The 20532-nt window shown below is 64.0% G+C and carries 17 protein-coding genes; 4 read left to right on the top strand and 13 right to left on the bottom strand.

Annotated elements, in window-relative coordinates; translation table 11 throughout:
* Positions 1-305 precede the first annotated feature (305 nt).
* Together ACO1P8_RS09280 and ACO1P8_RS09275 are read left to right on the top strand one after the other, a co-directional pair.
* Entirely contained in the window at positions 306-1241 is a 936-nt protein-coding gene (locus tag ACO1P8_RS09280; protein ID WP_486295597.1) for a Bug family tripartite tricarboxylate transporter substrate binding protein, read from the top strand.
* A 45-nt stretch (positions 1242-1286) separates the two neighbouring features.
* Positions 1287-2273, top strand: coding sequence for a Bug family tripartite tricarboxylate transporter substrate binding protein (locus ACO1P8_RS09275; protein WP_486295596.1), 987 nt, complete (start codon positions 1287-1289; stop codon positions 2271-2273).
* Positions 2274-2300: 27 nt separating this feature from the next.
* On the opposite strand, the gene ACO1P8_RS09270 is transcribed toward ACO1P8_RS09275, so the two are convergent.
* Entirely contained in the window at positions 2301-4748 is a 2448-nt protein-coding gene (locus ACO1P8_RS09270) for a GcvT family protein (RefSeq protein ID WP_486295595.1), read from the bottom strand.
* A gap of 116 nt (positions 4749-4864) precedes the next feature.
* On the opposite strand from ACO1P8_RS09270, the gene ACO1P8_RS09265 reads away from it, so the two are divergent.
* A complete protein-coding gene (locus ACO1P8_RS09265; protein WP_486295594.1) occupies positions 4865-5497 on the top strand; it encodes a helix-turn-helix domain-containing protein in 633 nt (210 codons plus the stop codon).
* A gap of 5 nt (positions 5498-5502) precedes the next feature.
* Here the strand turns inward: ACO1P8_RS09265 and ACO1P8_RS09260 are convergent, their stop codons facing one another.
* The 11 genes from ACO1P8_RS09260 to ACO1P8_RS09210 form a co-directional block, all read right to left on the bottom strand.
* Positions 5503-6240 carry an HpcH/HpaI aldolase family protein gene (locus ACO1P8_RS09260; protein ID WP_486295593.1) on the bottom strand — a complete coding sequence of 246 codons (738 nt, stop codon included), beginning with the start codon at positions 6238-6240 and terminating at the stop codon, positions 5503-5505.
* 63 nt (positions 6241-6303) lie between these two features.
* Positions 6304-7260, bottom strand: a complete 957-nt coding sequence (locus ACO1P8_RS09255) for a Bug family tripartite tricarboxylate transporter substrate binding protein (protein WP_486295592.1) — start codon at positions 7258-7260, stop codon at positions 6304-6306.
* Between the two features lie 140 nt (positions 7261-7400).
* Complete coding sequence (purU, locus tag ACO1P8_RS09250) at positions 7401-8273, bottom strand: formyltetrahydrofolate deformylase (RefSeq protein WP_486295591.1); 873 nt, start codon at positions 8271-8273, stop codon at positions 7401-7403.
* 9 nt (positions 8274-8282) lie between these two features.
* Entirely contained in the window at positions 8283-10019 is a 1737-nt protein-coding gene (locus tag ACO1P8_RS09245) for a gamma-glutamyltransferase family protein (protein ID WP_486295590.1), read from the bottom strand.
* Positions 10016-10441: a dihydroneopterin aldolase gene (locus ACO1P8_RS09240; protein WP_486295589.1), complete on the bottom strand. Its 426-nt coding sequence runs from the start codon at positions 10439-10441 to the stop codon at positions 10016-10018. Before ACO1P8_RS09240 ends, ACO1P8_RS09245 begins: the two co-directional genes overlap by 4 nt.
* A complete protein-coding gene (locus tag ACO1P8_RS09235) occupies positions 10442-11032 on the bottom strand; it encodes a sarcosine oxidase subunit gamma (RefSeq protein WP_486295588.1) in 591 nt (196 codons plus the stop codon). It lies immediately after the preceding gene.
* A complete protein-coding gene (locus ACO1P8_RS09230) occupies positions 11022-14024 on the bottom strand; it encodes a sarcosine oxidase subunit alpha family protein (RefSeq protein WP_486295587.1) in 3003 nt (1000 codons plus the stop codon). The genes ACO1P8_RS09235 and ACO1P8_RS09230 overlap by 11 nt, the downstream gene beginning before the upstream one ends.
* Entirely contained in the window at positions 14021-14332 is a 312-nt protein-coding gene (locus tag ACO1P8_RS09225; protein WP_486295586.1) for a sarcosine oxidase subunit delta, read from the bottom strand. The genes ACO1P8_RS09230 and ACO1P8_RS09225 overlap by 4 nt, the downstream gene beginning before the upstream one ends.
* A gap of 43 nt (positions 14333-14375) precedes the next feature.
* Positions 14376-15620: a sarcosine oxidase subunit beta family protein gene (locus ACO1P8_RS09220; protein ID WP_486295585.1), complete on the bottom strand. Its 1245-nt coding sequence runs from the start codon at positions 15618-15620 to the stop codon at positions 14376-14378.
* 7 nt (positions 15621-15627) lie between these two features.
* Entirely contained in the window at positions 15628-16989 is a 1362-nt protein-coding gene (locus tag ACO1P8_RS09215; RefSeq protein WP_486295584.1) for an L-serine ammonia-lyase, read from the bottom strand.
* A 122-nt stretch (positions 16990-17111) separates the two neighbouring features.
* The gene (locus tag ACO1P8_RS09210; RefSeq protein ID WP_486295583.1) at positions 17112-18218 is read right to left on the bottom strand and encodes a GlxA family transcriptional regulator; all 1107 of its coding nucleotides are present in this window, start codon (positions 18216-18218) and stop codon (positions 17112-17114) included.
* A gap of 96 nt (positions 18219-18314) precedes the next feature.
* Here ACO1P8_RS09210 and glyA point away from each other — a divergent pair, with 96 nt between their 5' ends.
* Positions 18315-19583 (top strand): serine hydroxymethyltransferase, encoded by a 1269-nt coding sequence (glyA, locus tag ACO1P8_RS09205; RefSeq protein ID WP_486295582.1) that lies wholly within the window; start codon positions 18315-18317, stop codon positions 19581-19583.
* 569 nt (positions 19584-20152) lie between these two features.
* On the opposite strand, the gene ACO1P8_RS09200 is transcribed toward glyA, so the two are convergent.
* A complete protein-coding gene (locus tag ACO1P8_RS09200) occupies positions 20153-20293 on the bottom strand; it encodes a DUF2971 domain-containing protein (protein ID WP_486295600.1) in 141 nt (46 codons plus the stop codon).
* Positions 20294-20532 lie beyond the last annotated feature (239 nt).

Here is a 20532-nt window from a genome sequence, read left to right as displayed (position 1 = left end):
GCGTTTCAGTTTTCAAGCGCATAGTCAGTGGGTGGAACTAAAAAGGTAACTACTTGGCCCGCTAGCGTCGAAAATCTCGTTCAAAGACATTCTTATGCGCGTCGCATCAGGGTAAATCCGTTCTTATCGGTACTGCGAGTTCCGCCAAAGTGAGCCATCTTCCCGATAGAAAACTTTAGTACTGTTTTTTTTAGGGAAAACTATAGTGGATTAATTTTCTTCCATGAAAAAGAATGCGACTGTTACTACAGTCCAGGCGAGCCATGATGAACTTTGGCACTTTGCTTTGCCGTGCGGCGACAGGCTTGATCATTCTTGTGGCCGGTACCGCGCCACCAGCCGCGTGGGCCGATGAGACGGCGGCGGTGCGCCTGGTCACGCCCTACCCCGCCGGCGGCCCGGCGGACGTGGTGGCGCGACTGGTGGCCGAACCGATCAGCCGGGAATTGGGCCGGCCCGTGGTCATCGACAACCGGGCGGGTGCCAGCGGCACCATAGGAGCGGGCGTGGTGGCCCGATCGGCCCCCGACGGTTCGACCTTGCTGTTCAATACCTCCATACAAGTCGTACTGCCGCATCTGATGAGCCTGCCGTACGACACCATGAAAGACTTCACGCCGCTGGCGCAGGTCAACAGCATCCCTTTCGTGCTGGTGATCAACAAGGATCTGCCTTTCAAGTCCGTGGCGGACCTGGTTGCCTATGCCAAAGCCAACCCAGGCAAGCTGAACTACGCGAGCAACAGTCCTGGCAGCGCTTCGCACCTGGCGGCTGAACAGTTCAAGCGCATCACCGGCGTCGATATCGCACACGTGCCGTACAAAGGCAGCGCGCCCGCGCTCACCGACCTGATCGGCGGCCGCGTACAGCTCATGTTCGAGCAAGGGCCCTCGGTGCTGTCTTTCCTGAAGGGCGGGCAATTGCGGGCGCTGGCGGTGACCAGCCCGGATCGGGCGGCGATCCTGCCCGACGTGCCCACGTTCGGCGAGGCGGGCTATCCGTCGTTTGTCTACAGCAACTGGCAAGGCATCTGGGGCCCGGGCAATATGCCGCCGGCCGTGGCCGAGAAGTATGCGCGGGCGATCGAGCGCGCCCTGCGGCAGCCCGCCGTACGGCAGCGTTTGCTGGACCTGGGCACGCAACCTTCGGACCTAGCCGGCAAGGCCTTCGGCGATTTCGCCGCGCAACAGTACAACTACGTCGGCGATATCGTGCGCGCCGCGGACATCAAGCTCAACTAGTATCGGGCGCGTCCGCGCAGTCCGGGCAGCTCTCAAGGGGAACCCATGTTACGTCACACGCGCAGACTGGCTGTCGCGGGGCTATTCGCCTTCGCTGCACAGGCCGTCCTGGTCCCGGCCGCGATGGGCCAGCTCGGCGGCAAACCCATCAACCTGGTGGTGCCCTACCCACCCGGCGGCCCGGCGGACACAGTGGCGCGAGTCATCGCGCCGGTGCTCGAAGCCGAGTTGCACCGGCCCATCGTGATCGACAACCGCCCCGGCGCGAGCGGCATGATAGGCGCGGGCTATGTGGCGCACGCGGCACCCGATGGCAATACGCTGCTGATCAATCCGACCATCCACGTCATTCTGCCGGGGCTGATGCGCAGCATGCCCTATGACGCCGTGCGCGACTTCACGCATCTGGGCGTGCTGGTGAGCGTGCCGCTGATACTGGCCGTGAACGACAGCCTGCCGGTGAAGTCGGTGGCCGACCTGGCTTCCTACGCGAAGGCCAACCCGGCGAAGATAAATTTCGCCTCGTCCAGCACGGGGTCGTCCGCGCACCTGGCCGGCGAACAATTCAAGCTGATGCGCGGCCTGGATATCCAGCACATTCCGTACAAGGGCAGCGCGCCTGCCATTACCGACCTGATCGGAGGACAGGTGCAGATGATGTTTGATTCCGCGCCTTCCATGATGCCCTTCGTACGCAGCGGCAAGGTACGCGCCCTTGCCGTGACCAGCTCACAGCGCAGCAGCCTGGCGCCGGAGCTCCCCACGATGGTCGAATCCGGCTATCCGGATTTCGTCTACGGTAACTGGTACGGCATTTGGGGACCGCCCGGCATGCCGGCGCAGACCGCACAGGCCATCATCGCGGCGATGCAGCGCACCATGCAGCACAAGGACCTGGTCGACAAGCTGATCTCGCAGTTCGGCGCCGAGCCCGTGCAAGGGCTGTACGGCGACAAGTTCAAGGAATTCACCATCGGCGAAGAGGCCCGCTACGCCAAACTGCTGGAAGTCGCCAAGATTCCCAAGCAGTAGGCGCGAGCGGCGCGCCGCCGGTCCCGGTCAACTTTTCACGCGCAGGTTCTTGGGGTCGTACATGGGAGCCAGTTGGGCGGTGGCCGGATAGCGTTGCCAGGCGATCTCGATCTCGAAGGACTGCGCGGCGATCCATTCCGGCGTGATGGGCTCGTCGGCGCGTACATAGCCCATGCCCAGCGAAGCTTCGATGCGATGGCCGTACATGCCGGACGTGATGTAGCCCGCCCGCTTGCCGTTCACCCACACCGGTTCCTCCTTGTACAGAAGGCGGTCGCCGTCGTGCAGCTTGAACTGCAAGAGCCTGCGCATCAGCGGACCAGCTTCCTTCTGCCGCAGCAGGGCCTCCTTGCCGATGAAATCCCAGGGCTTGTCCCAGCTCACCGCGAAGCCGAGTCCGCCCTCCAGCGGCGTGTCTTCCACACTGATGTCGTCGCCCCAATGGCGGTAGCCTTTTTCCATGCGGCAGGCGTTCAGGGCATGCATGCCCGCGAGAGCCATGCCGTATTCGCGTCCGGCCTGGCGCAGCCTTTCGTAGACGTGCAGCGCGAATTCGGCCGGGATGTACAGTTCCCATCCCAGTTCGCCCACATAGGTGATGCGACTGGCACGGACTTGCGCGTAGCCGATCTCGATCATCCGGGAGGTGCCGAAGGGAAAGGCCTCGTTGGAAAAGTCCGTGCCCGGTGCCAGAGCCTGCATCAGCGCGCGCGCGTTCGGCCCCATCACGCCCAGCATGGGGATGGCGGAAGTCTGGTCGACGACGAAGCAGTGAGCGGCCGCGGCGGCCTGGTTGCGCAGGTAGCTCAGGTCGCGGAAATGCGTGGGTGCCGACGACACCACCATGAACTGGTCTTCGCGCAATCGCGTAATGGTAAGGTCCGCCTCGATACCACCCTGGGGGTTCAGCCATTGCGTGTACACCAGCCTGCCTTCAGGCACGTCGATGCGGTTGGCCGATATCGTTTCCAGTACGCCCAGAGCGTCGCGGCCTTCGACCAGGAATTTGGTCATGGTGCTCTGGTCGTACAGCGCGACGCGGTCGCGCGTGGCCTGGCATTCGCGGGCCGTATGCGCGAACCAGTTCTGCCGTCCGTAGCTGTAGCGGTACTCCCTTTCCACGCCTGCCGGCGCGAACCAGTTGGGTCGTTCCCAGCCGGCCAGTTCGCCGTGAACGGCGCCCTCCTCCGCGAGCCGGTCATGGAAGGCGGTGCGGCGTGCTCCGCGCGCGGACTCGTACTGATAGAACGGCCAGTGCGTTTTGTACAGCAGACCCAGCGTTTCCGTGGTGCGGTCGCGCAGATAGGCGCGCGTGCCCTGGAAAGGCAGCATACGCCGCACTTCGATATCCACCAAGTCCATGGGCGGCCGGCGGTCGCGTATCCATTCCGCCAGTACCTTGCCGGCGCCGCCGGAGCTCTGGATGCCGATGGAGTTGAAGCCGCACGCCACATAAAGGTCGCGCACTTCGGCGGTTTCACCCAGCAGGTAGCGATCGTCGGGGGTGAAGCTTTCCGGCCCGTTGAACCAGGTCTGGATGCCGGTGTTCTCCAGCATGGGAACGCGCTGCGCGGCCTTCTCCAGCACAGGCATGAAGTGATCCATGTCCTCGGGCAATGTGTCGAAACAAAAGTCCTCGCGTATGCCATCCATGCCCCAGGGCTTGGCGCGCGGTTCGAAGCAGCCCAACAGGATCTTGCCGGCGTCTTCCTTGTAGTAAGCCCATTCGTCGGGAATGCGCAGCACAGGCAGGTTGCCTGGCAAGTCCTTGATGCGTTCCGTGACGATGTAGAAATGCTCGGCCGCGTGCAATGGCAGGTTCACGCCCGTTTGCCGGCCCAGTTCGTACGACCACATGCCCGCGGCGATGACCACGGTCTGCGCCCGCACCTCGCCCTGGGAAGTCGCCACGCCCACCGCCCGGCCACCCTTCTTCAGGATGCGCTCGACCTTGACGTTCTCCAGTATCTTCGCGCCTCCTTGGCGCGCCGCCTTGGCATAGGCGGCGGTCAGGTCCACGGGATTGCACTGGCCGTCCTTGGGCAGGAAGACTCCGCCGACGACGCCCTTCGTTTCCAGATAGGGATATCTGCTCAGGATGTCGTCCGGCCCGATCACCTCTACATCCAGCCTGAAATTGCGGGCCATGGAGGCCTGGCGCTTTAGCTCCTCCATGCGCTCGTCATTAAGGGCAACAGATATCGAGCCGTTCTGCTTGAAACCCGTCGCCTGGCCGGTCTCCCGCTCCAGCTGGAACAGCAGATCCGTGGTGTACTTTGCCAGTTCAGTCAGGTTGCGCGTCGCCCGCAGCTGGCCTACCAGCCCCGCTGCATGCCATGTGGTGCCGCACGTCAGCTGCTTGCGCTCCAGCAGGAGCACTTCGCGGATGCCTAGCTTGGCCAAGTGATAGGCGATGGAACAGCCCACGACCCCGCCCCCGATGATTACGACTTCCGCATGCGACGGCAATTCCATAAGGCGCTCCTCATAAATTTATATGCATTATATTTTTTTGAACGAAAATTTACATGCAATTTTTCTATGACAGTGCAAGGGAAAACCCTGAACCTGCGCTGACGTAGAATTTTGGGTTGCTTCCAGATCGACTGTTCCCCACCACCATGAAGATTTCGACCGCTGAGAGTCCCAACCTTGCCGACGGCGATATGCTGGACGACGTGATGTTAGGCGCGGAAGTGCGCAAGCTGCGCAAGGCCAGGTCCAAGTCGCTGGCCGATCTGGCCGGCGCCATCGGCCGCTCGATCAGTTTCCTGAGCCTGCTGGAACGCGGACAGGCGCAACCATCCATCGCGGACCTGCGTGCCATCGCGGTGGAGCTGGATGTTCCCTTGGGCTGGTTCTTCATGCCCGCGCAAACGCCGACGGCCGAACATGGCCGTATCGTGCGCGCCGCGGGGCGCCGGCGTCTGGGCAATACCGAGGGAAAGTGGCGTGAAGAGCTGCTATCGCCGGACATCGGCGGGGCTTTCGAAACCTTCCTGTGTACTTTCGAACCGGGGGCGAAGCTGGACAAACCCGCACTGCGGCAAACCGAGGAGGAAGGCTATGTGGTGAAGGGCACGCTGGAGTTGTGGATAGGCAAGCGGCACTTCCGGCTGCAAGCCGGAGACAGCTTTCGCATTGTGCGTGAATCATTCCGCTGGGCCAATCAGACCAGCGAGGACGCCGTGGTAGTGTGGGTGATTTCACCACCCACGTATTGACGGCTTCAGGGCAATTGGCGGAAGGCGTCCACCTGCGCCGCCGCACCATTGCGCAATAGCGCGTAGTCACTGCCCACAACCAGCAGGCGGGCACCCTGCTCCAGCCATTTCGATTGCTGTGCGGGGTCCATTACATGTACCCCTACCGACTTGCCAGCCGCGACCCCGGCGCGGCACATCGATTCCAACGCGGCATTCACTGCCGGCGCGGACGGCGACGCATGGCCCATCGCCAGCGCCAGGCCCAGGCTGCCCAGGAACAGGCAGTCCACATCCTCCAGCGCGGCCACCTCGGCCGCGATGGGCACCCCCGGCGGCTCATCCAGCTGCGCGACGAAGACCAGCGTATCGGCCGCCTGCCGCTGGAAGTCCGCCCAGCTTCCCTTGCGGTAGGCCGACCGCCGCGCCATGCCCGCGTAGGCTCGTTCCAACGCCAATCCCCGGGCGAACCCCGCGGCGTGGCGCGCCTGCTGCAGGGAATTGACGTGCGGTACGACCACGCCGGCGGCGCCTATGGATATGGCATGCTGCAGCCAGGTTTCGGCGGCGTCGGGCAGGCGCACCAGCACGGGCAGGCCCAAAGCCTGGGCGCTAAAGACAAAACGGCTGATCTCGGTACGCGCATGCGTGCCATGCTCCACGTCCAGGATGACGAAATCGAGTCCTGCATCGGCCAGTAGTTCGGCTGCCTCCTGCTGTATCAGGCGGACGAACAAGCCGACCAAGCGATCGCCTTGGCGCATGCGCTTACGTAGATCCGGTATTGCCGTCATCATGGATTCCTTGTTGCTCGCGCTGTTCCCGGGCTATTGGGCCGTGATGCCGCGTTCCTTCGTGATTTTGGCCAGACGGCTGTTCTCGCTATCCAGGAATGTCTGGAACTCGGCGCTGTTCTTGAAGGTGTTCTCCACCCCCATGGACTCGAGTTTATCGGCGAAAGCCTTGCTGCCGGCAATCTCGCGCAGGGCTTTTTCCAGCCGATCGCGGATATCTTTGGGCACGCCCTTGGGAACAACCACGCCATACCAGTTGCCGGCGCGCACGCCTGCGTAACCAAGTTCGTCAAAAGTGGGTACGTCCGGCAGCACGTTCAGGCGCTTGTCCGCGGCCACCGCCAGGATCTTCGCCTTGCCGGATTTATAGAAGCCCACCACATTGAAGGCGTTGACAAAAGCGATCTGCACCTGGTCGGACAGCAAGGCATTCATGACCGGCGCCACGCCCTGGTAGGGAATGTGGGAGAACGAGGTCTTGGTCACGGATTCGAAGGTGGCCAGACCCAGGTGCGAAGTGCTGCCTATGCCGTAGCTGCCCGCATTGATCTTGTCCGGATCCTTGTGGGCCGCGTCCACCAGTTCGCGTACCGTGGCGGGCTTGGCGCTGCCGTTCTCGGCCAGCACGAAGGACACCGTGCCCAGTAGCGCGATAGGCTCGAAATTGGACACGGAATACTTCAGGTCCGGATAGACATGCGGGTTGATGGCATGGGTTTCCGCCGTAACCATCTGGATGGTGTAGCCATCCGCCGGCGCACTGGCCACCACCTGTGTGCCGACGATACCGTTGGCGCCGGCCCGGTTTTCCACGACCACTGATTGCCCAAGCACTGCGGACATGCGCTCGGCCACGAAACGGCCGACGGTATCGGTGACGCCGCCGGGAGGCCAGGCCACCACCATGCGTACGGCGTGGTCGGGATAAGCCGCGCTGGCAGCCGCCGTGGCGGCTGCCAGCACGGATGCTGCCAGAATTTTGCGTAACATGACTTCCCCTTGCTGTATGCGTGCTCTGAGTTTGTTTGGATGCACGCGGACGATTTAATCAGTCCCTTCGAACGCTTACTAGAACCGGCACGACATATCCGTAGGCCCGAAACGCCATGTCCCGCGGGTATCCCGGTGGCTTAACGGAATACAATCGTTCGGTTGCCATTGAGCAATACGCGCAGCTCGGCATGCCATTTCACGGCGCGCGCCAGCACCACGCTTTCCACGTCGCGACCCAGGGCCGTCAAAGCCTCAGGACTCATGGCATGGTCGGCCCGCTCCACATCCTGTTCGATGATCGGGCCTTCATCCAGGTCCGCCGTGACGTAGTGCGCAGTGGCTCCTATGAGCTTCACTCCGCGGTCGTGAGCCTGATAATAGGGTTTGGCGCCCTTGAATCCGGGAAGGAAGCTGTGGTGGATATTGATGGCCTTGCCATGCAGGCGGCGCGAGGTTTCGTCGCTCAGCACTTGCATGTAGCGAGCGAGGACGACCAGCTCGGCGCCTTCGCGCTCGATTATCTGCATCAGCTGCGCCTCGGCATCCGACTTGTTGTCCGGGCTTACGGGTATATGGTGGAAGGGAATGTCGTACGAGGCCGCCAGCTGGTAGAAATCGCGATGATTGGAGACCACCGCGCGGATGTCCACGGGTAGCAGACCGGTGCGCCAGCGCAACAGCAGATCATGCAGGCAGTGCCCCAGCCTGGAGACCATCACGATAGTGGCCGGCCGGTGGTTGGCGTCGACGATCTCCCACTCCATGTCAAACTGCGCCGCGATAGGCTGAAAAGCGTCGCGCAGCATGGGTGCCGTCAATTCGGCCCCCTGCGTGGTGAAGCCGAGGCGCAGGAAAAACCGGCCGCGGCCGCTGTCGTTGAACTGCGCCGACTCGCCGATATTGCAGTCATGTTCGACCAGGAAGCCGGAGCACGCGTGCACGATGCCGCGGCGGTCCGGGCAGGAAAGCGTCAGGATGAATTTCTTTTCGGTCAATGAGGAGACTGTCATGGTGCGTGCCTACCAGGCATAGGCATAGGCGGCGCGACGCGGATCGGCGCCGGCGTGCAACATGCCCGTGGCGGCATCGCGCCGTATTGCGCAGACGGAGCCGGCATTGAAGGACTTGTCGGACCACCATTCGATGTCGTAGCCCAGTGCAGCCAGCGCAGAGACAGTGGCGTCATCGATGCGGCTTTCGACGCACATCCGGCCGGGGTAGTAGGCGTGGGGCGAGAAGGAATTCGGAAAATTGAAGGTCGCCACGCGCGGCGCCTCGATGGCCTGCTGCACGCTCATGCCAAAGCGCGTCACGTTCAGAAGTACCTGCAGCATCGAGGAGCACTGCACGTCGCCGCCGGGCGTGCCCCAGGCCATTTCGAAATCGCCGTCGCGCAAGGCCATGGCGGGCGTGGGGGTCAGGCGCGGACGCTTGCCCGGCTCGACGAAGCAGGTATGCTCGGCCTGCAGCCTGCCTTGCATGCCGCGCGTCGATACGGCCAGCCCCAATCCGTCGATCATGGGCGAGTCGTACATGGTGTCGGACGGCGTGATGGAGATGGCGTTGCCGTGGCTGTCCACCACGCAGCCATAGATGGTATCGGGCGATACCGGCACCGCTCCGCCTCCCGCTCGCGCGCGGACGGCGGCGCCCGGCCCCTCGCCCAAGTCGCCCGGCTCCGGCAGCTTGCCGAAGGCGCGTGCCGGATCCAGCCGTGCGCGCTGGCGCCGCGCATAGGCGTCGGACAGCAGTGTTTCCGTGGGCACGTCGGTGAAGCGCGGATCGCCCACATAGGCTTCGCGGTCGGCGAAGGCCAGGTCCAGCGCGCCGGCGATGGTATGCAGGTAGGCCGGCGTGTTGTGGCCCAGCGCGGCCAGGTCCAGCGGCTCCAGGATCTTCAGCGTTTCCAGCAGCACGATGCCCTGACACCAGGTATCGCAGGAATAGATCCGCGAACCCTGGTAGTCGCAGGAGAGTGGCGTTTCCGTCGGCACCTCGAAGCCGGCCAGGTCGTCGTAGCGCAGGAAGCCGCCGTTCTTGCGATGGAAGGCGTCGATCTCGCGGGCGATGGGGCCGCGATAGAAGTAGTCATGCACGGCGCGCAGCTTGGCGTCGCGGTCGCCGGCCGCCTGGCGCTCGGCCTGGATCATGCGGCCTATGGTCTGCCCCAGGTTGGATTGGCGAAAGCGCGACCCCACGGCGGGTGCCTTGCCGCCGGGCAGGTAGATGCTGGCGTTCTCGGCATAACGGGCGATCTCGTGCGCGTGCATGTCCAGGCCGTCATGCAGCTCCGGGTACATCGCGTAGCCGTCGCGCGCCAGTTCCATGGCGGCGGTGGCGGCGGTCTCGAATGAGATCGTGCCAAACCGGCGCAGCGCCAGGATATGGGTGGCCGGTGCCGCGGGAACGATCTGCCGCAGGATGCCCTCGGGCACGCATTCGCCGCCCGCTTCCCGCAACTGCGCCACATCGGTCATCGCCGGCCAGTATCCCAGGCCGGCAAGGCTGGCGACCTCGCGCGTTTCCTTCATGTAGATAAGAGTCGGCGCCACGCCGGCGAAGGACACCACATCGGGCTGCAGCACCGCCAGGCACATGGCCATGGTGATGCCTGCGTCCACCGCGTTGCCGCCTTGCACCAGAATGCGCGATGCGGCCGCGGCGGCCAGGTAATGGCCGCAAGCCACCGCATGGTGCGAGCCCATGACGGTCGGGCGCCACGATATCGAGGCCGGGGAACGAGCGATCTTCTTCATGATGCTTCCTCAGGTAAAGAAGGCATCCGGTCCGCCGATGCGTCCGGGTCCGATAGCAATGCTTCACGTGTCAGGCGCAGCGAGACCCCCATGCGGCGGGCGCGCGAACGCAATTTGGTTTTGTGCAGCTTGATGCCGACCGCCATGACCGCCGGCAGGCGCTGGAAGGTGCGCTCCGCCATCCGCAGGCACAGTTGTTCCAGCAGATCCGTATGCGGCGCTCGCGCCAGCCAGTCGACAAGCCAGTTGGCGTAGGCGTCGTAATCGACATACATCCCGGCATGGATATCGGCCGCGGGCATGTCCATCTCCAACTCCACATCCAGCTCCACCGGCTGGGCGCCCAGCCTTTCGCCCGGGTTGATGCCCACTCGCGTCTCGGCGGCCAGGGCCTTGACGAAAACGGACACCCGCGCGGCCATCTAGGCGTACTCCCGCGCCGCATCGACCAGCATCTCGGCCACATAAGGCGCGAAGCTGCGCCGGGTGGTCAGCGCGATGCCCCGCGGGGTGCGGCGCAGGAACACGGCGGCATCGAAGAAACGGGTCTGTGCACAGGCGCCGGCGCCGAAGGCGCGGGGATGCAGGTCCATGGCGCAGCCTTTGGCCAGCACATCGGCGGCGTGCGGCCCGTCGATATCGATGACCGTATAGCCGCTGGTAACGTCCACGACGGAGGCGAAATAACCGCGCAGTGCGGCGGCCAGGCGGCCGGGCAGGCCGGCCGTGCCATGCGGCTCATGGCTCTGCACCAGCCATTCGTCCGGTCCCATCCACGCCACGCCGTGCGTCGCGCCGTCCCGGACGGTGTTGGCCTCGGTCGGCAGCGCCACGCCCAACACCGCTTGCGCGGCTCCGGTGAATGCCGTATCGGCGGGGTCGCCGCGCAGCGTGACCATCTGCAGCAAGGGACGTTCTTGCAAGGCAATGGCGGCGGGGTCGGCGGCGGCGCCGGGATATGGCAGCCACGCCGTGTGCGCCAAGGGCGACTGCTGCTGCACATTATTCGACATTCTGTCTTGCTCCTTCCGGGTCGTAGAACACCGGGCTGACAATGCGCGTCTTGGCGAAACTACCGCCCGGCAGGGCCGCCATCACGACCTGGCCCTTGCGGGCCACGCCATCCTCCACCACCCCCAGGGCGATCGAGCGGTCCAGGGTTGGACTCAGGTAGCTGGAGGTAATGTGGCCGATCAGCGGCGCGATGGCCCCGCTGCTGGCCTGGTTCAGCAACTGCGTGCCTTCTTCCAGCACCAGGCGCGGATCCTCCGTCTGCAGCCCGACGAACTGCTTGCGGCCTTTCCTGGCAGTGTCCGATCGGCTGAGGGACCGTTTGCCCAGGAAGTCCTTGTTCTTGGCTACCAGTCCACCCATGTCGAGGTCGTGCGGCGTGATGGAACCGTCAGTATCCTGGCCGACGATGATGTAGCCCTTCTCGGCACGCAGCACGTGCATGGTCTCGGTACCGTAGGGCGTGATGCCGTCGGCCTCGCCCGCCGCCATGATGCGGTCCCACACATGGCGACCGGCATTGGCCGGTACGTTGACCTCGTAGCACAGCTCGCCGGAGAAGCTGATGCGCATGATGCGGGCGAACACGCCGTCTATCGTGCCTTCCTTGAAAGACATGAAGGGGAAGGCGGCGCCGGAGAAGTCCACGTCCAGGCACACCGACTGGAGCACCTTACGGGCCTGCGGGCCGGCCACCGCGAAGGTGGCGAAATGGTCGGTCACCGAGGTCATGTGCACTTTCAGGTGCGGCCATTCGGTCTGCAGCCAGCGCTCCATCCAGGTCAGGACGCGCGCGGCGCCGCCGGTGGTCGTACTGAGCAAGAAGTGCTGTTCGCCCAGGCGGATGTTGACGCCGTCGTCGAACACCATACCGTTCTCGTCCAGCATCAGCCCATAGCGGCACTTGCCGACCGCCAGCTTGGTCCAGGAATTGGTGTAGACCCAGTTCAACAGGGTGACGGCATCCGGTCCCTGCACATCGATCTTGCCCAGCGTGGAGGCATCAAGGATGCCGACGCCATTGCGCACCGCTCTGCACTCGCGGGCGACGGCCGCATGCATGTCTTCCCCCGGACGCGGAAAGTACCAGGGTCGCTTCCAGTTGCCCACGTCCTCGAAGACAGCGCCGTGTTCCACGTGCCAGGCGTGGATGCAGGTCTGCCGCTCGGCATCCAGCCGCGAACCGAGCTCGCGGCCTGCCAGAACGCCGAACGTGACCGGCGTGTAATTGGGCCGGAAGGTGGTGGTCCCCGTGTCCGCGATGCCCTTGCCGAGTGCTCCAGCCAGGATGGCCATGCCATTGATATTGCCCAGTTTGCCCTGGTCTGTGCCGAAACCCATGGCGGTATAGCGCTTGACGTGCTCCACGGACTCGAAACCCTCGCGCGCGGCCAGGTGGATGTCCGCGGCGGTGACGTCGTTCTGGAAGTCGACGAATTGCTTGTAGCGATGGTCCACGTCCGCGTCGCCGGCCGCGAGCCAGAGGGCCTGGATCGGCGTTTCGGCGAGAGGATCGACGCGCCATTGCGGCATGCCGGCAGCATCCGTAGCACGGCCAGAAGCATGGCGCCCGGCGTCGGCGCCCCCCAGGCGGCCATCACGCAGCGCGCCTTCCAGTGAGAACTCGCCGTTGCAAGCGCCGGCGCTGCACGCGGCCTGCGCCTTCGGTCCCGGAATGAAGCAGGCCTTTTTGTCATTCCACAAAGCCCTGCCGCCGGACTGCGAATAAAGGTGGACGGCCGGATTCCAGCCACCCGACACACCGACCAGGTCGCAGGCGATGGTAGTCGTATCCGCTCCGGGCTCCCTGTTGGCGCGCACGCGCACGGCCTTGACATGGTTCTTGCCGAGGGCGGACACCACCATGGAATCCTGGATGACGCGGATGCCCGCTTCCTTTGCCTGCCGAGGCCAGCCGACATCGCTGCCCGCCCTGGCATCGACCACGCATACGCTAGCACCGTTCTCATGCAGGTCCAGCGCCGTCGCATAGGCGGAATCGTTGTTCGTGAACAGCACGGCCTGCCGTCCTGCCAGTACGCCGAAGCGGCGCACATAGGTCGAGATGGCCGAGGCCGTCATGATGCCCGGCAGGTCGTTGTTGTGGAATACGATGCCACGCTCATGCGCACCGGTGGCCAGCACGACGCGGGCCGCGCGGATACGCCAGAGCTTCTCGCGGTTGCCACGGCGATCGCGCAGCGGCAGATGATCGGTAAGCCGCTGCGTGGCCGTGACCAGGTTGTGGTCCTGGTAGCCGAAGGCGGTGGTCCGGGTCAGGATCGTGACATCGGGCATCTGTGCCAGCGCCCGGGCCATTCCAGCGGCCCATTGCGCGCCCGACATGCCGTCGATCTGGCGCCGGCTGGAAAGCAGGCTGCCGCCCAGTTGGTCCTGTTCATCGACCAGGATGACGCGGCAACCATGTTCGGCCGCCGCCCGTGCCGCTGCCAGGCCACTGGGTCCGGCGCCTATGACCAGTACTTCGCAGTGCGCGTGGATTTTCTCGTAGCGGTCCGGATCCACCGCGGCCGGCGCGTGGCCCAGTCCGGCTGCCGCTCGGATGCGTGCTTCGTACTTGGGCCAGAACCGGCGCGGCCACATGAAGGTTTTGTAGTAGAAACCGGCGGGGACGAAGCGCGACAGGCGTTGCATGAAGGCCATGCGGTCGTCCTGCAAGCTGGGCTGGGCATTCACGCTGTCCGCGACCAGGCCTTCGTAGAGCATGACTTCGGTGGCACGCGCATTCGGCACGGTGTGCGCGCCGCGCTCCAGCTGCACGATGGCGTTCGGCTCTTCCACGCCGGCGGTCACGATGCCGCGCGGCCGGTGGTACTTGAAACTGCGGCCCACGAAATGCACGCCGTTGGCCAGCAATGCCGCCGCCAGCGTGTCGCCGGCGTAGCCGGTATAAGCCTTGCCGTTGAAGGTGAAGTTCAGGCGCGTGCCGCGATCGACCAGGCCGCCGGCCGGCAAACGATGGGACTGGCTCATGCCGCGGCCTCCGTTGAAGGCGTGGCCGACAAGGTCGCGGTACCGGCGTTCTGGCCCGTGGCCTCGGTCTTCAGGATGCGGTAGCTGACGTTGTCGCGTTCGGCGACGAACCAGCGGCGGCAGCCGAAGCTGTGTTGCCATTGCTCACGCACGCGCCCCTTGGCGTTCTGACGCATGAACAGATAGTCGCCCCACGCCTTGTCGTCAAGCGATTCGCTATCCAGCGGCCGGGCAATATCGGCCTCGCCGCCGCACGAGAATTCGATCTCGGCCCGCTCTCCGCACCAGGGACATCTTATGATCAGCATACGATTTCCAAATCCATTCTTCAGGGTGTCGAGAACACGGGGCCTAATGGGCCACCGCGGCGGCGCCGTGTTCGTCGATCAGGTGGCCGGTATAGAAACGGTCGATCGAGAACGGCGCATTCAGGGGATGCGGCATGTCGTTGGCAATGGTATGGGCGAAAGTCCACCCCGAACCCGGTGTCGCCTTGAAACCGCCCGTGCCCCAACCGCAGTTGAAATACAGCCCTTTCACATCCGTGCGCGAGATGATCGGGCAGGCATCGGGCGTGATGTCCACGATGCCGCCCCATTGGCGATTCATGCGCACCCGGCTCAGCACCGGGAACATTTCCACCACGGCGCGCAGCGTGTGTTCGATGATGTGGAAGCTGCCGCGCTGCCCGTAGCCGGAATACTGGTCGATGCCGGCGCCGATGACCAGGTCGCCTTTGTCGGACTGGCTGATATAGGCATGCACCGCGTTGGACATGACCACGGTATCGATGATCGGCTTCAACGGCTCGGAGACCAGGGCCTGCAGCGGATGACTTTGCACGGGCAGGCGTATGCCGGCCATTTCCGCGACCACGCTGGAATGGCCCGCAGCCACCACGCCCACCTTCTTGGCGCGGATGAAGCCCCTGCTGGTATCCACTCCCACGATTGCCGTGCCATTGCGGCGTATGCCCTGTACTTCGCAGTTCTGGATGATATCCACGCCATGGCTGTCGGCGCCGCGTGCGAATCCCCACGCCACCGCATCATGCCGCGCCACGCCGCCGCGGCGCTGGAACGAAGCGCCCAATACCGGATAGCGGCCGTGCAGATTGATGGCCGGTACGATCTCCTGGATCTGCTCCGGCGTCAGGAATTCCGCGTCCACCCCGTTGTAGCGGTTGGCATTGATGCGCCGGCGCGTATCGCGCAAGTCCTGCAAGGTGTGCGCCAGATTCATGACGCCGCGCTGGCTGAACATGACGTTGTAGTTCAGATCCTGCGACAGACCTTCCCACAGCTGCATGGACTTCTCATACAGCTGGGCGGCTTCGGACCACAGGTAGTTGGAGCGGACAATGGTCGTATTGCGCGCCGTGTTGCCGCCACCCAGCCAGCCTTTTTCCAGCACGGCCACATTGCGTATGCCATGCACCTTGGCCAGGTAGTAGGCGGTGGCCAGTCCGTGGCCGCCGCCGCCGACGATGACCACGTCGTATTCGGCCTTGGGCGCCGGACTACGCCACACCTTATGCCAATCCCGGTGGTAGCTGAAGCCGTTGCGCACCAGGCTGTAGATTGAATAACGTCTCATGTAATCCTCAGCGCTCCACCACGTTGACAGCCAATCCGCCGCGTGATGTCTCTTTGTATTTAGTCTTCATGTCCGCGCCCGTCTGCATCATCGTTCTGATCACGCTGTCCAGCGACACGTAGTGCTGGCCGTTGCCAGCCATGGCCATGCGAGCGGCGCTCACCGCCTTCAGCGCGCCCATCGCGTTGCGTTCTATGCAGGGAATCTGCACCCGGCCGCCGACCGGGTCGCACGTCATGCCCAGGTGGTGCTCCATGCCGATCTCGGCGGCGTTCTCCACCTGCGCCGGCGTGCCGCCCAGCACCGCGGCCAGGCCCGCGGCCGCCATGGAGCAGGCCACTCCGACCTCGCCCTGGCAACCGACCTCAGCGCCCGAAATGGAGGCATTTTCTTTGTAGAGCGTGCCGATGGCCGTCGCCGTCAACAGGAAGGTCGCGATGCCATCGGCGCTGCCATCCAGGAAGCGCGCGTAGTAATGCATGACGGAAGGAATGACGCCGGCGGCGCCGTTGGTCGGCGCCGTGACGATGCGCCCGCCCGCGGCGTTCTCCTCGTTGACCGCCATGGCGTACAGGCTGATCCAGTCCAGAGTTTCCAGGAAGGTTGCGTCGCGCCGGACCAGCCGGCGATACAATTCCGGCGCGCGGCGTCGCACGGCCATCGGGCCTGGCAGCACCCCGTCTAGCTCGCAGCCGCGCCGCACCGCGCCCTCCATGGTGGCCCAGATTGCGGCGATGCCGGTCCTGACCTGCTGTTCGGTACGTATCTGGCATTCGTTGGCCAGCACGATGCCGGCGATCGACAAGCCGGACGACGCGGCTGTCTCCAGCAGCTCGCGTCCCGACCGGAACACGTAGCGCGGGACGGCATCATCCGGCGTGCCGTTCAGGCGTTCGCCATGGCAGTTGACCAGGAATCCGCCACCTATCGAGTAGTACTCTTTCCGCAGCAGGCAGTTGCCTTGGGCATCCAAGGCCGCGAAACGCATGCCGTTCGGGTGCCGTTGCAGCGCCGCGCGGTAGTAGCCGATATGCCGGGAGGCGTCGAAATACACGTCGCGCCGGCCGGCCAAGCATAGCCTCCCGCTCCCGCGGATGCCGGCGAGCAAGGGCTCGATGGTGTCGGGATCTATGCCGTCCGGCAGCAGGCCGCTCAGGCCGAGCATGACGGCTTTGTCCGTGCCGTGCCCCTTCCCTGTCGCGCCCAGCGAGCCATGCAATGTCACCTGCACGCCGGCCACCTGCTCCAGCATATTGCCGCGCAACAAATGCATGGCGAACCGGTGGGCGCCGATCATCGGCCCCACGGTATGGGAGCTGGAGGGTCCTATGCCGATCTTGAATAGATCGAAAACGCCGGTGTAGGCCATGGAATTGCAACAGAATTAGAACTATTGCAAGTACACCAAGAGCTTACGGGCTGGCGATAGAACCAATGCGGCGCCCCATTGGTACATTTCCGTCACCGGGCCGGACTCGACACGCGGGGCGGCTAGTAAAAATCCGTCCGATTCGGGAAGCATTCCTGGTAGTCGTCGCCCTTCGTCGTATCGAAGCCCGTTCCCGGCACTTCCAGGGGGGGCTCCACCACCCCGTGGCCGGCACGGTAAACCCCCGGTGACACCCCGAAGGTGTTGCGAAACTCGCGCCCCATATGCGAGGCATCGGCGAAACCCGCCGCCGAGGCAACAGTGGAGATCGGCTTGCCGGTGTGCAGGAGTAGCCATGTCGCCATGCGCAACCTGACCTGCCGCGCATAGGCCTGGGGCGTCGTCCCTAGGGATTCCTTGAACAGGCGCTCCAGCTGCCGGACCGACACGTCCAGCTTGCGGGCTAGGTTGTCCACCGACAGCGCATTGCTCAAATGCTGTTCCATGAGCAGGACGGCGCGCCGCACCTTTGGATGCGTCGATGGGGCAAGCCCCGCCGGCTGCGGTTGCGGAGCGTCGACCCGGGCTGATTCGTCCACCTGCAGGATGCGTAGGGCCTTCTTGACGACCGACGGGTCGATGTGCCGATTTAGGATGGCCGCCGCCACATCGATGGACGCGCGTCCTCCCGAGCAGGTGATGCGGCGGCGATCCGCCACGTACAGGCGGTCCGACACGATGAGCTCTTCCTTGGCGTCCGGGAAGCGCTCAAGGAAATCCCAGTAGTGGAACCAGCTGACGCAGGCACGATGGTCCACCAGGGCGCCCGCCCGCATCAAGGCGAAGACGCCGGTGCACACGCCGACCAAGGTCGCCCGGGTCTGGCTGACCGCGCGCAGGAAGGAGACGGTCGCGTCGCTGGTCGGTGGCCCGGAATGCAGCAGACCGCCCACCACCACCACGTAGTCGTATTTGTCTGGAAGCCCGAAGGTCTCCCAAGGCGTGACCTGGATGCCACAGCTGGAACGCACGGGCGCCATGCTCTCGGCAATGATGCTCCACGTGCAGCGCACCGGCCGGCTGTTGTCGCCCTCGTCGCTGGAGAGCCGCAGCACGTCCATGAAGCCAGACAGCGCCGTGAGCGTGAAATTTGGCAACGGCACGATGCCGAAACGGATCGGGGTGGACGCCGCGATTCCGGGATTTTGGCGCTTTTGTTCTAGAGTCATCCGTGCAAGCTTTGATGTACTTCCGTCGCCACACCACCCCATGGCCGCCCCGATGGAAGCCGAAGCTTCGCGCGGCCGCACAACACGGATGACAGCATGTTCGACACCCTCACCACCATCGATGAATTCGACGCCGACCTGGCGAACGCGATGCGCCAGGAAGCACTGCGGCAGGAAACGCACATAGAGCTGATCGCTTCGGAGAATTACGCCAGCCCCCAGGTCATGGCAGCGCAAGGATCAGTATTGACAAACAAATACGCAGAAGGCTATCCGGGAAAACGTTACTACGGCGGCTGCGAACACGTGGATGCGGTGGAACGCCTGGCCATCGAGCGTGCCTGCGCCCTGTTCGGCGCTGACTGGGCCAATGTACAGCCGCATTCCGGCTCGCAGGCCAATGCGGCGGTATTCCAGGCGCTGTTGCAGCCTGGCGATAGGGTCCTCGGCATGAGCCTGGCGCATGGCGGACACCTGACGCACGGCGCCAAGGTCAGTTTCTCGGGCAAGCTCTATCGCGCCGTGCAGTACGGCACCGACGCCGAGGGCATGATCGACTACGCGGAAGTCGAGCGGCAAGCGCGCGAGCATCGTCCCCGGCTGCTGGTGGCGGGTTTCTCGGCATATTCCCGGGCATTGGACTTCGCGCGCTTCCGGACGATCGCCGACGCCGTAGGGGCCATCCTGCTTGTGGACATGGCACACGTGGCGGGGTTGGTCGCGGCCGGCGTCTATGCCAACCCGGTGCCGTACGCCGATGTCGTCACGACGACCACGCATAAGACGCTTCGTGGCCCACGTGGTGGCATCATCCTGGGACGTACTAACACTGAACTGGAGAAAAAGATCGCATCCTCGGTCTTTCCAGGCACGCAAGGCGGACCGCTGATGCATGTGATCGCCGCGAAGGCGCTGGCGCTGAAGGAAGCGTCGGAGCCCGCCTTCGCCGTCTACCAGCGGCAGGTGGTGGCCAATGCCCAGGCCATGGCGGAAGTATTCCAGCACCGCGGCTATCCGGTGGTATCGGGCGGCACCGATAACCACCTACTGCTAATCAACGTGGCGGGCAAGGGGCTGACCGGCAAGGACGCCGATGCGGCGCTGGGCCGGGCGCATATCACCGTAAATAAGAATGCGGTACCGAACGATCCGCAACCTCCGTTCGTCACCAGCGGTATCCGCATTGGCACGGCCGCCATGACCACTCGCGGTTTTCGAGACGCGGAGGCGTACGAGGTCGGCCGGCTCGTCTGCGATGTACTGGACCGGCATGAGGACACGGCCACGCTGGACCGGGTGCGCGCGGACGTCGCGGCGCTGTGCGCGCGCTTCCCCGTTTATCGCGGGAGCGCGCCTCGACCCTAGTTTCTCAGCGGCCTGCCGACCGGGCGCTTCATTCATAACGAAGCTGTCTCTTGATGCTCGGGTAGCCCGTCCCGAGCACGTGCACTTGCGTGCTTTGCAAGAACATCACCCTCCACGTCTCAGGCCAACGGCGATAGTTGCAACGGCACATTCCGACTCGCGTTTCAAACGCCTCCACTACCGAGATTCCCGAACTTCCGACTTGGTCGAAGCGCATCTGCGCGGGCTTGCGCGGCATGGCTGCAGCGGCTCTAAAGAGCATGAAACGCTCCTCGAATAAGTCAAGCGAATGCATGCCCGGCAGTGCCGATGGGTTCGGCATCGCCGCCAGCCGCGCTTGGCCTGACTCGACCTGCGCCTGCAGTTCCGACGACATGCCAGGGAAGGTATGGCCCCCAGGAACAAGCAGCGGGTAGTGCCCGCCGTCGACGTTGGCGTATCATTCACGGACGCCGTGTTGATCTGCCGCCAATACAGGTCGCGCAGATCGAGCTTTGCAAAGAGCCGTGACTCACGTTCGTACTTCCAGTCTTTGAACTTCGTTATCAGGATGGCGCGGAACTGTTGTTCTAATAGGGGTTCACCACCTCCAATTTTTTCCACATACCTTTCAACCGGGCAGCCCGATAATCAACCCAATGCACTTCGGCATCGATGACGTCGAACCCGAGACATATCCCTTGATGCTTGCGCCCATAATGTGCCCACATCACAGGCCTTTCCCACGACCGACTGGCGCACAAAAGCCCGATAGTCTTACTGCAATGTCGATGCAAGACTTGGTAGGCCCGACGTGCCTTTTTTCGCGCCCTCCACGGCCCCAAGCAGTTCGAACGGGTTATTCAGTTCGCCGATTGTCGACAATTTGAAGCGCTGCTCCAATAGCTCTTCTCTGCCCATTTTTGCTCGGTGAAGTAGTAAAGGCGCATCGTTGTTCTTATTGAGCTCA

This window comes from Bordetella sp. (genome assembly GCF_057362025.1).
Note: the sequence above shows the minus strand (reverse complement) of the source record. Positions and strands in the feature narration are given on the sequence as shown.

Excerpts from the sequence above, each read along its gene's own strand:
- ACO1P8_RS09220 (WP_486295585.1), bottom strand. The coding sequence starts at position 15,620 with ATGAGACGTTATTCAATCTACAGCCTGGTGCGCAACGGCTTCAGCTAC.
- ACO1P8_RS09200 (WP_486295600.1), bottom strand. The coding sequence starts at position 20,293 with ATGTGGGCACATTATGGGCGCAAGCATCAAGGGATATGTCTCGGGTTC.
- ACO1P8_RS09235 (WP_486295588.1), bottom strand. The coding sequence starts at position 11,032 with ATGTCGAATAATGTGCAGCAGCAGTCGCCCTTGGCGCACACGGCGTGG.
- ACO1P8_RS09240 (WP_486295589.1), bottom strand. The coding sequence starts at position 10,441 with ATGGCCGCGCGGGTGTCCGTTTTCGTCAAGGCCCTGGCCGCCGAGACG.
- ACO1P8_RS09230 (WP_486295587.1), bottom strand. The coding sequence starts at position 14,024 with ATGAGCCAGTCCCATCGTTTGCCGGCCGGCGGCCTGGTCGATCGCGGC.
- ACO1P8_RS09260 (WP_486295593.1), bottom strand. The coding sequence starts at position 6,240 with ATGCGCCAAGGCGATCGCTTGGTCGGCTTGTTCGTCCGCCTGATACAG.
- glyA (WP_486295582.1), top strand. The coding sequence starts at position 18,315 with ATGTTCGACACCCTCACCACCATCGATGAATTCGACGCCGACCTGGCG.
- ACO1P8_RS09225 (WP_486295586.1), bottom strand. The coding sequence starts at position 14,332 with ATGCTGATCATAAGATGTCCCTGGTGCGGAGAGCGGGCCGAGATCGAA.
- ACO1P8_RS09255 (WP_486295592.1), bottom strand. The coding sequence starts at position 7,260 with ATGTTACGCAAAATTCTGGCAGCATCCGTGCTGGCAGCCGCCACGGCG.
- ACO1P8_RS09275 (WP_486295596.1), top strand. The coding sequence starts at position 1,287 with ATGTTACGTCACACGCGCAGACTGGCTGTCGCGGGGCTATTCGCCTTC.
- purU (WP_486295591.1), bottom strand. The coding sequence starts at position 8,273 with ATGACAGTCTCCTCATTGACCGAAAAGAAATTCATCCTGACGCTTTCC.
- ACO1P8_RS09215 (WP_486295584.1), bottom strand. The coding sequence starts at position 16,989 with ATGGCCTACACCGGCGTTTTCGATCTATTCAAGATCGGCATAGGACCC.
- ACO1P8_RS09245 (WP_486295590.1), bottom strand. The coding sequence starts at position 10,019 with ATGAAGAAGATCGCTCGTTCCCCGGCCTCGATATCGTGGCGCCCGACC.
- ACO1P8_RS09210 (WP_486295583.1), bottom strand. The coding sequence starts at position 18,218 with ATGACTCTAGAACAAAAGCGCCAAAATCCCGGAATCGCGGCGTCCACC.
- ACO1P8_RS09270 (WP_486295595.1), bottom strand. The coding sequence starts at position 4,748 with ATGGAATTGCCGTCGCATGCGGAAGTCGTAATCATCGGGGGCGGGGTC.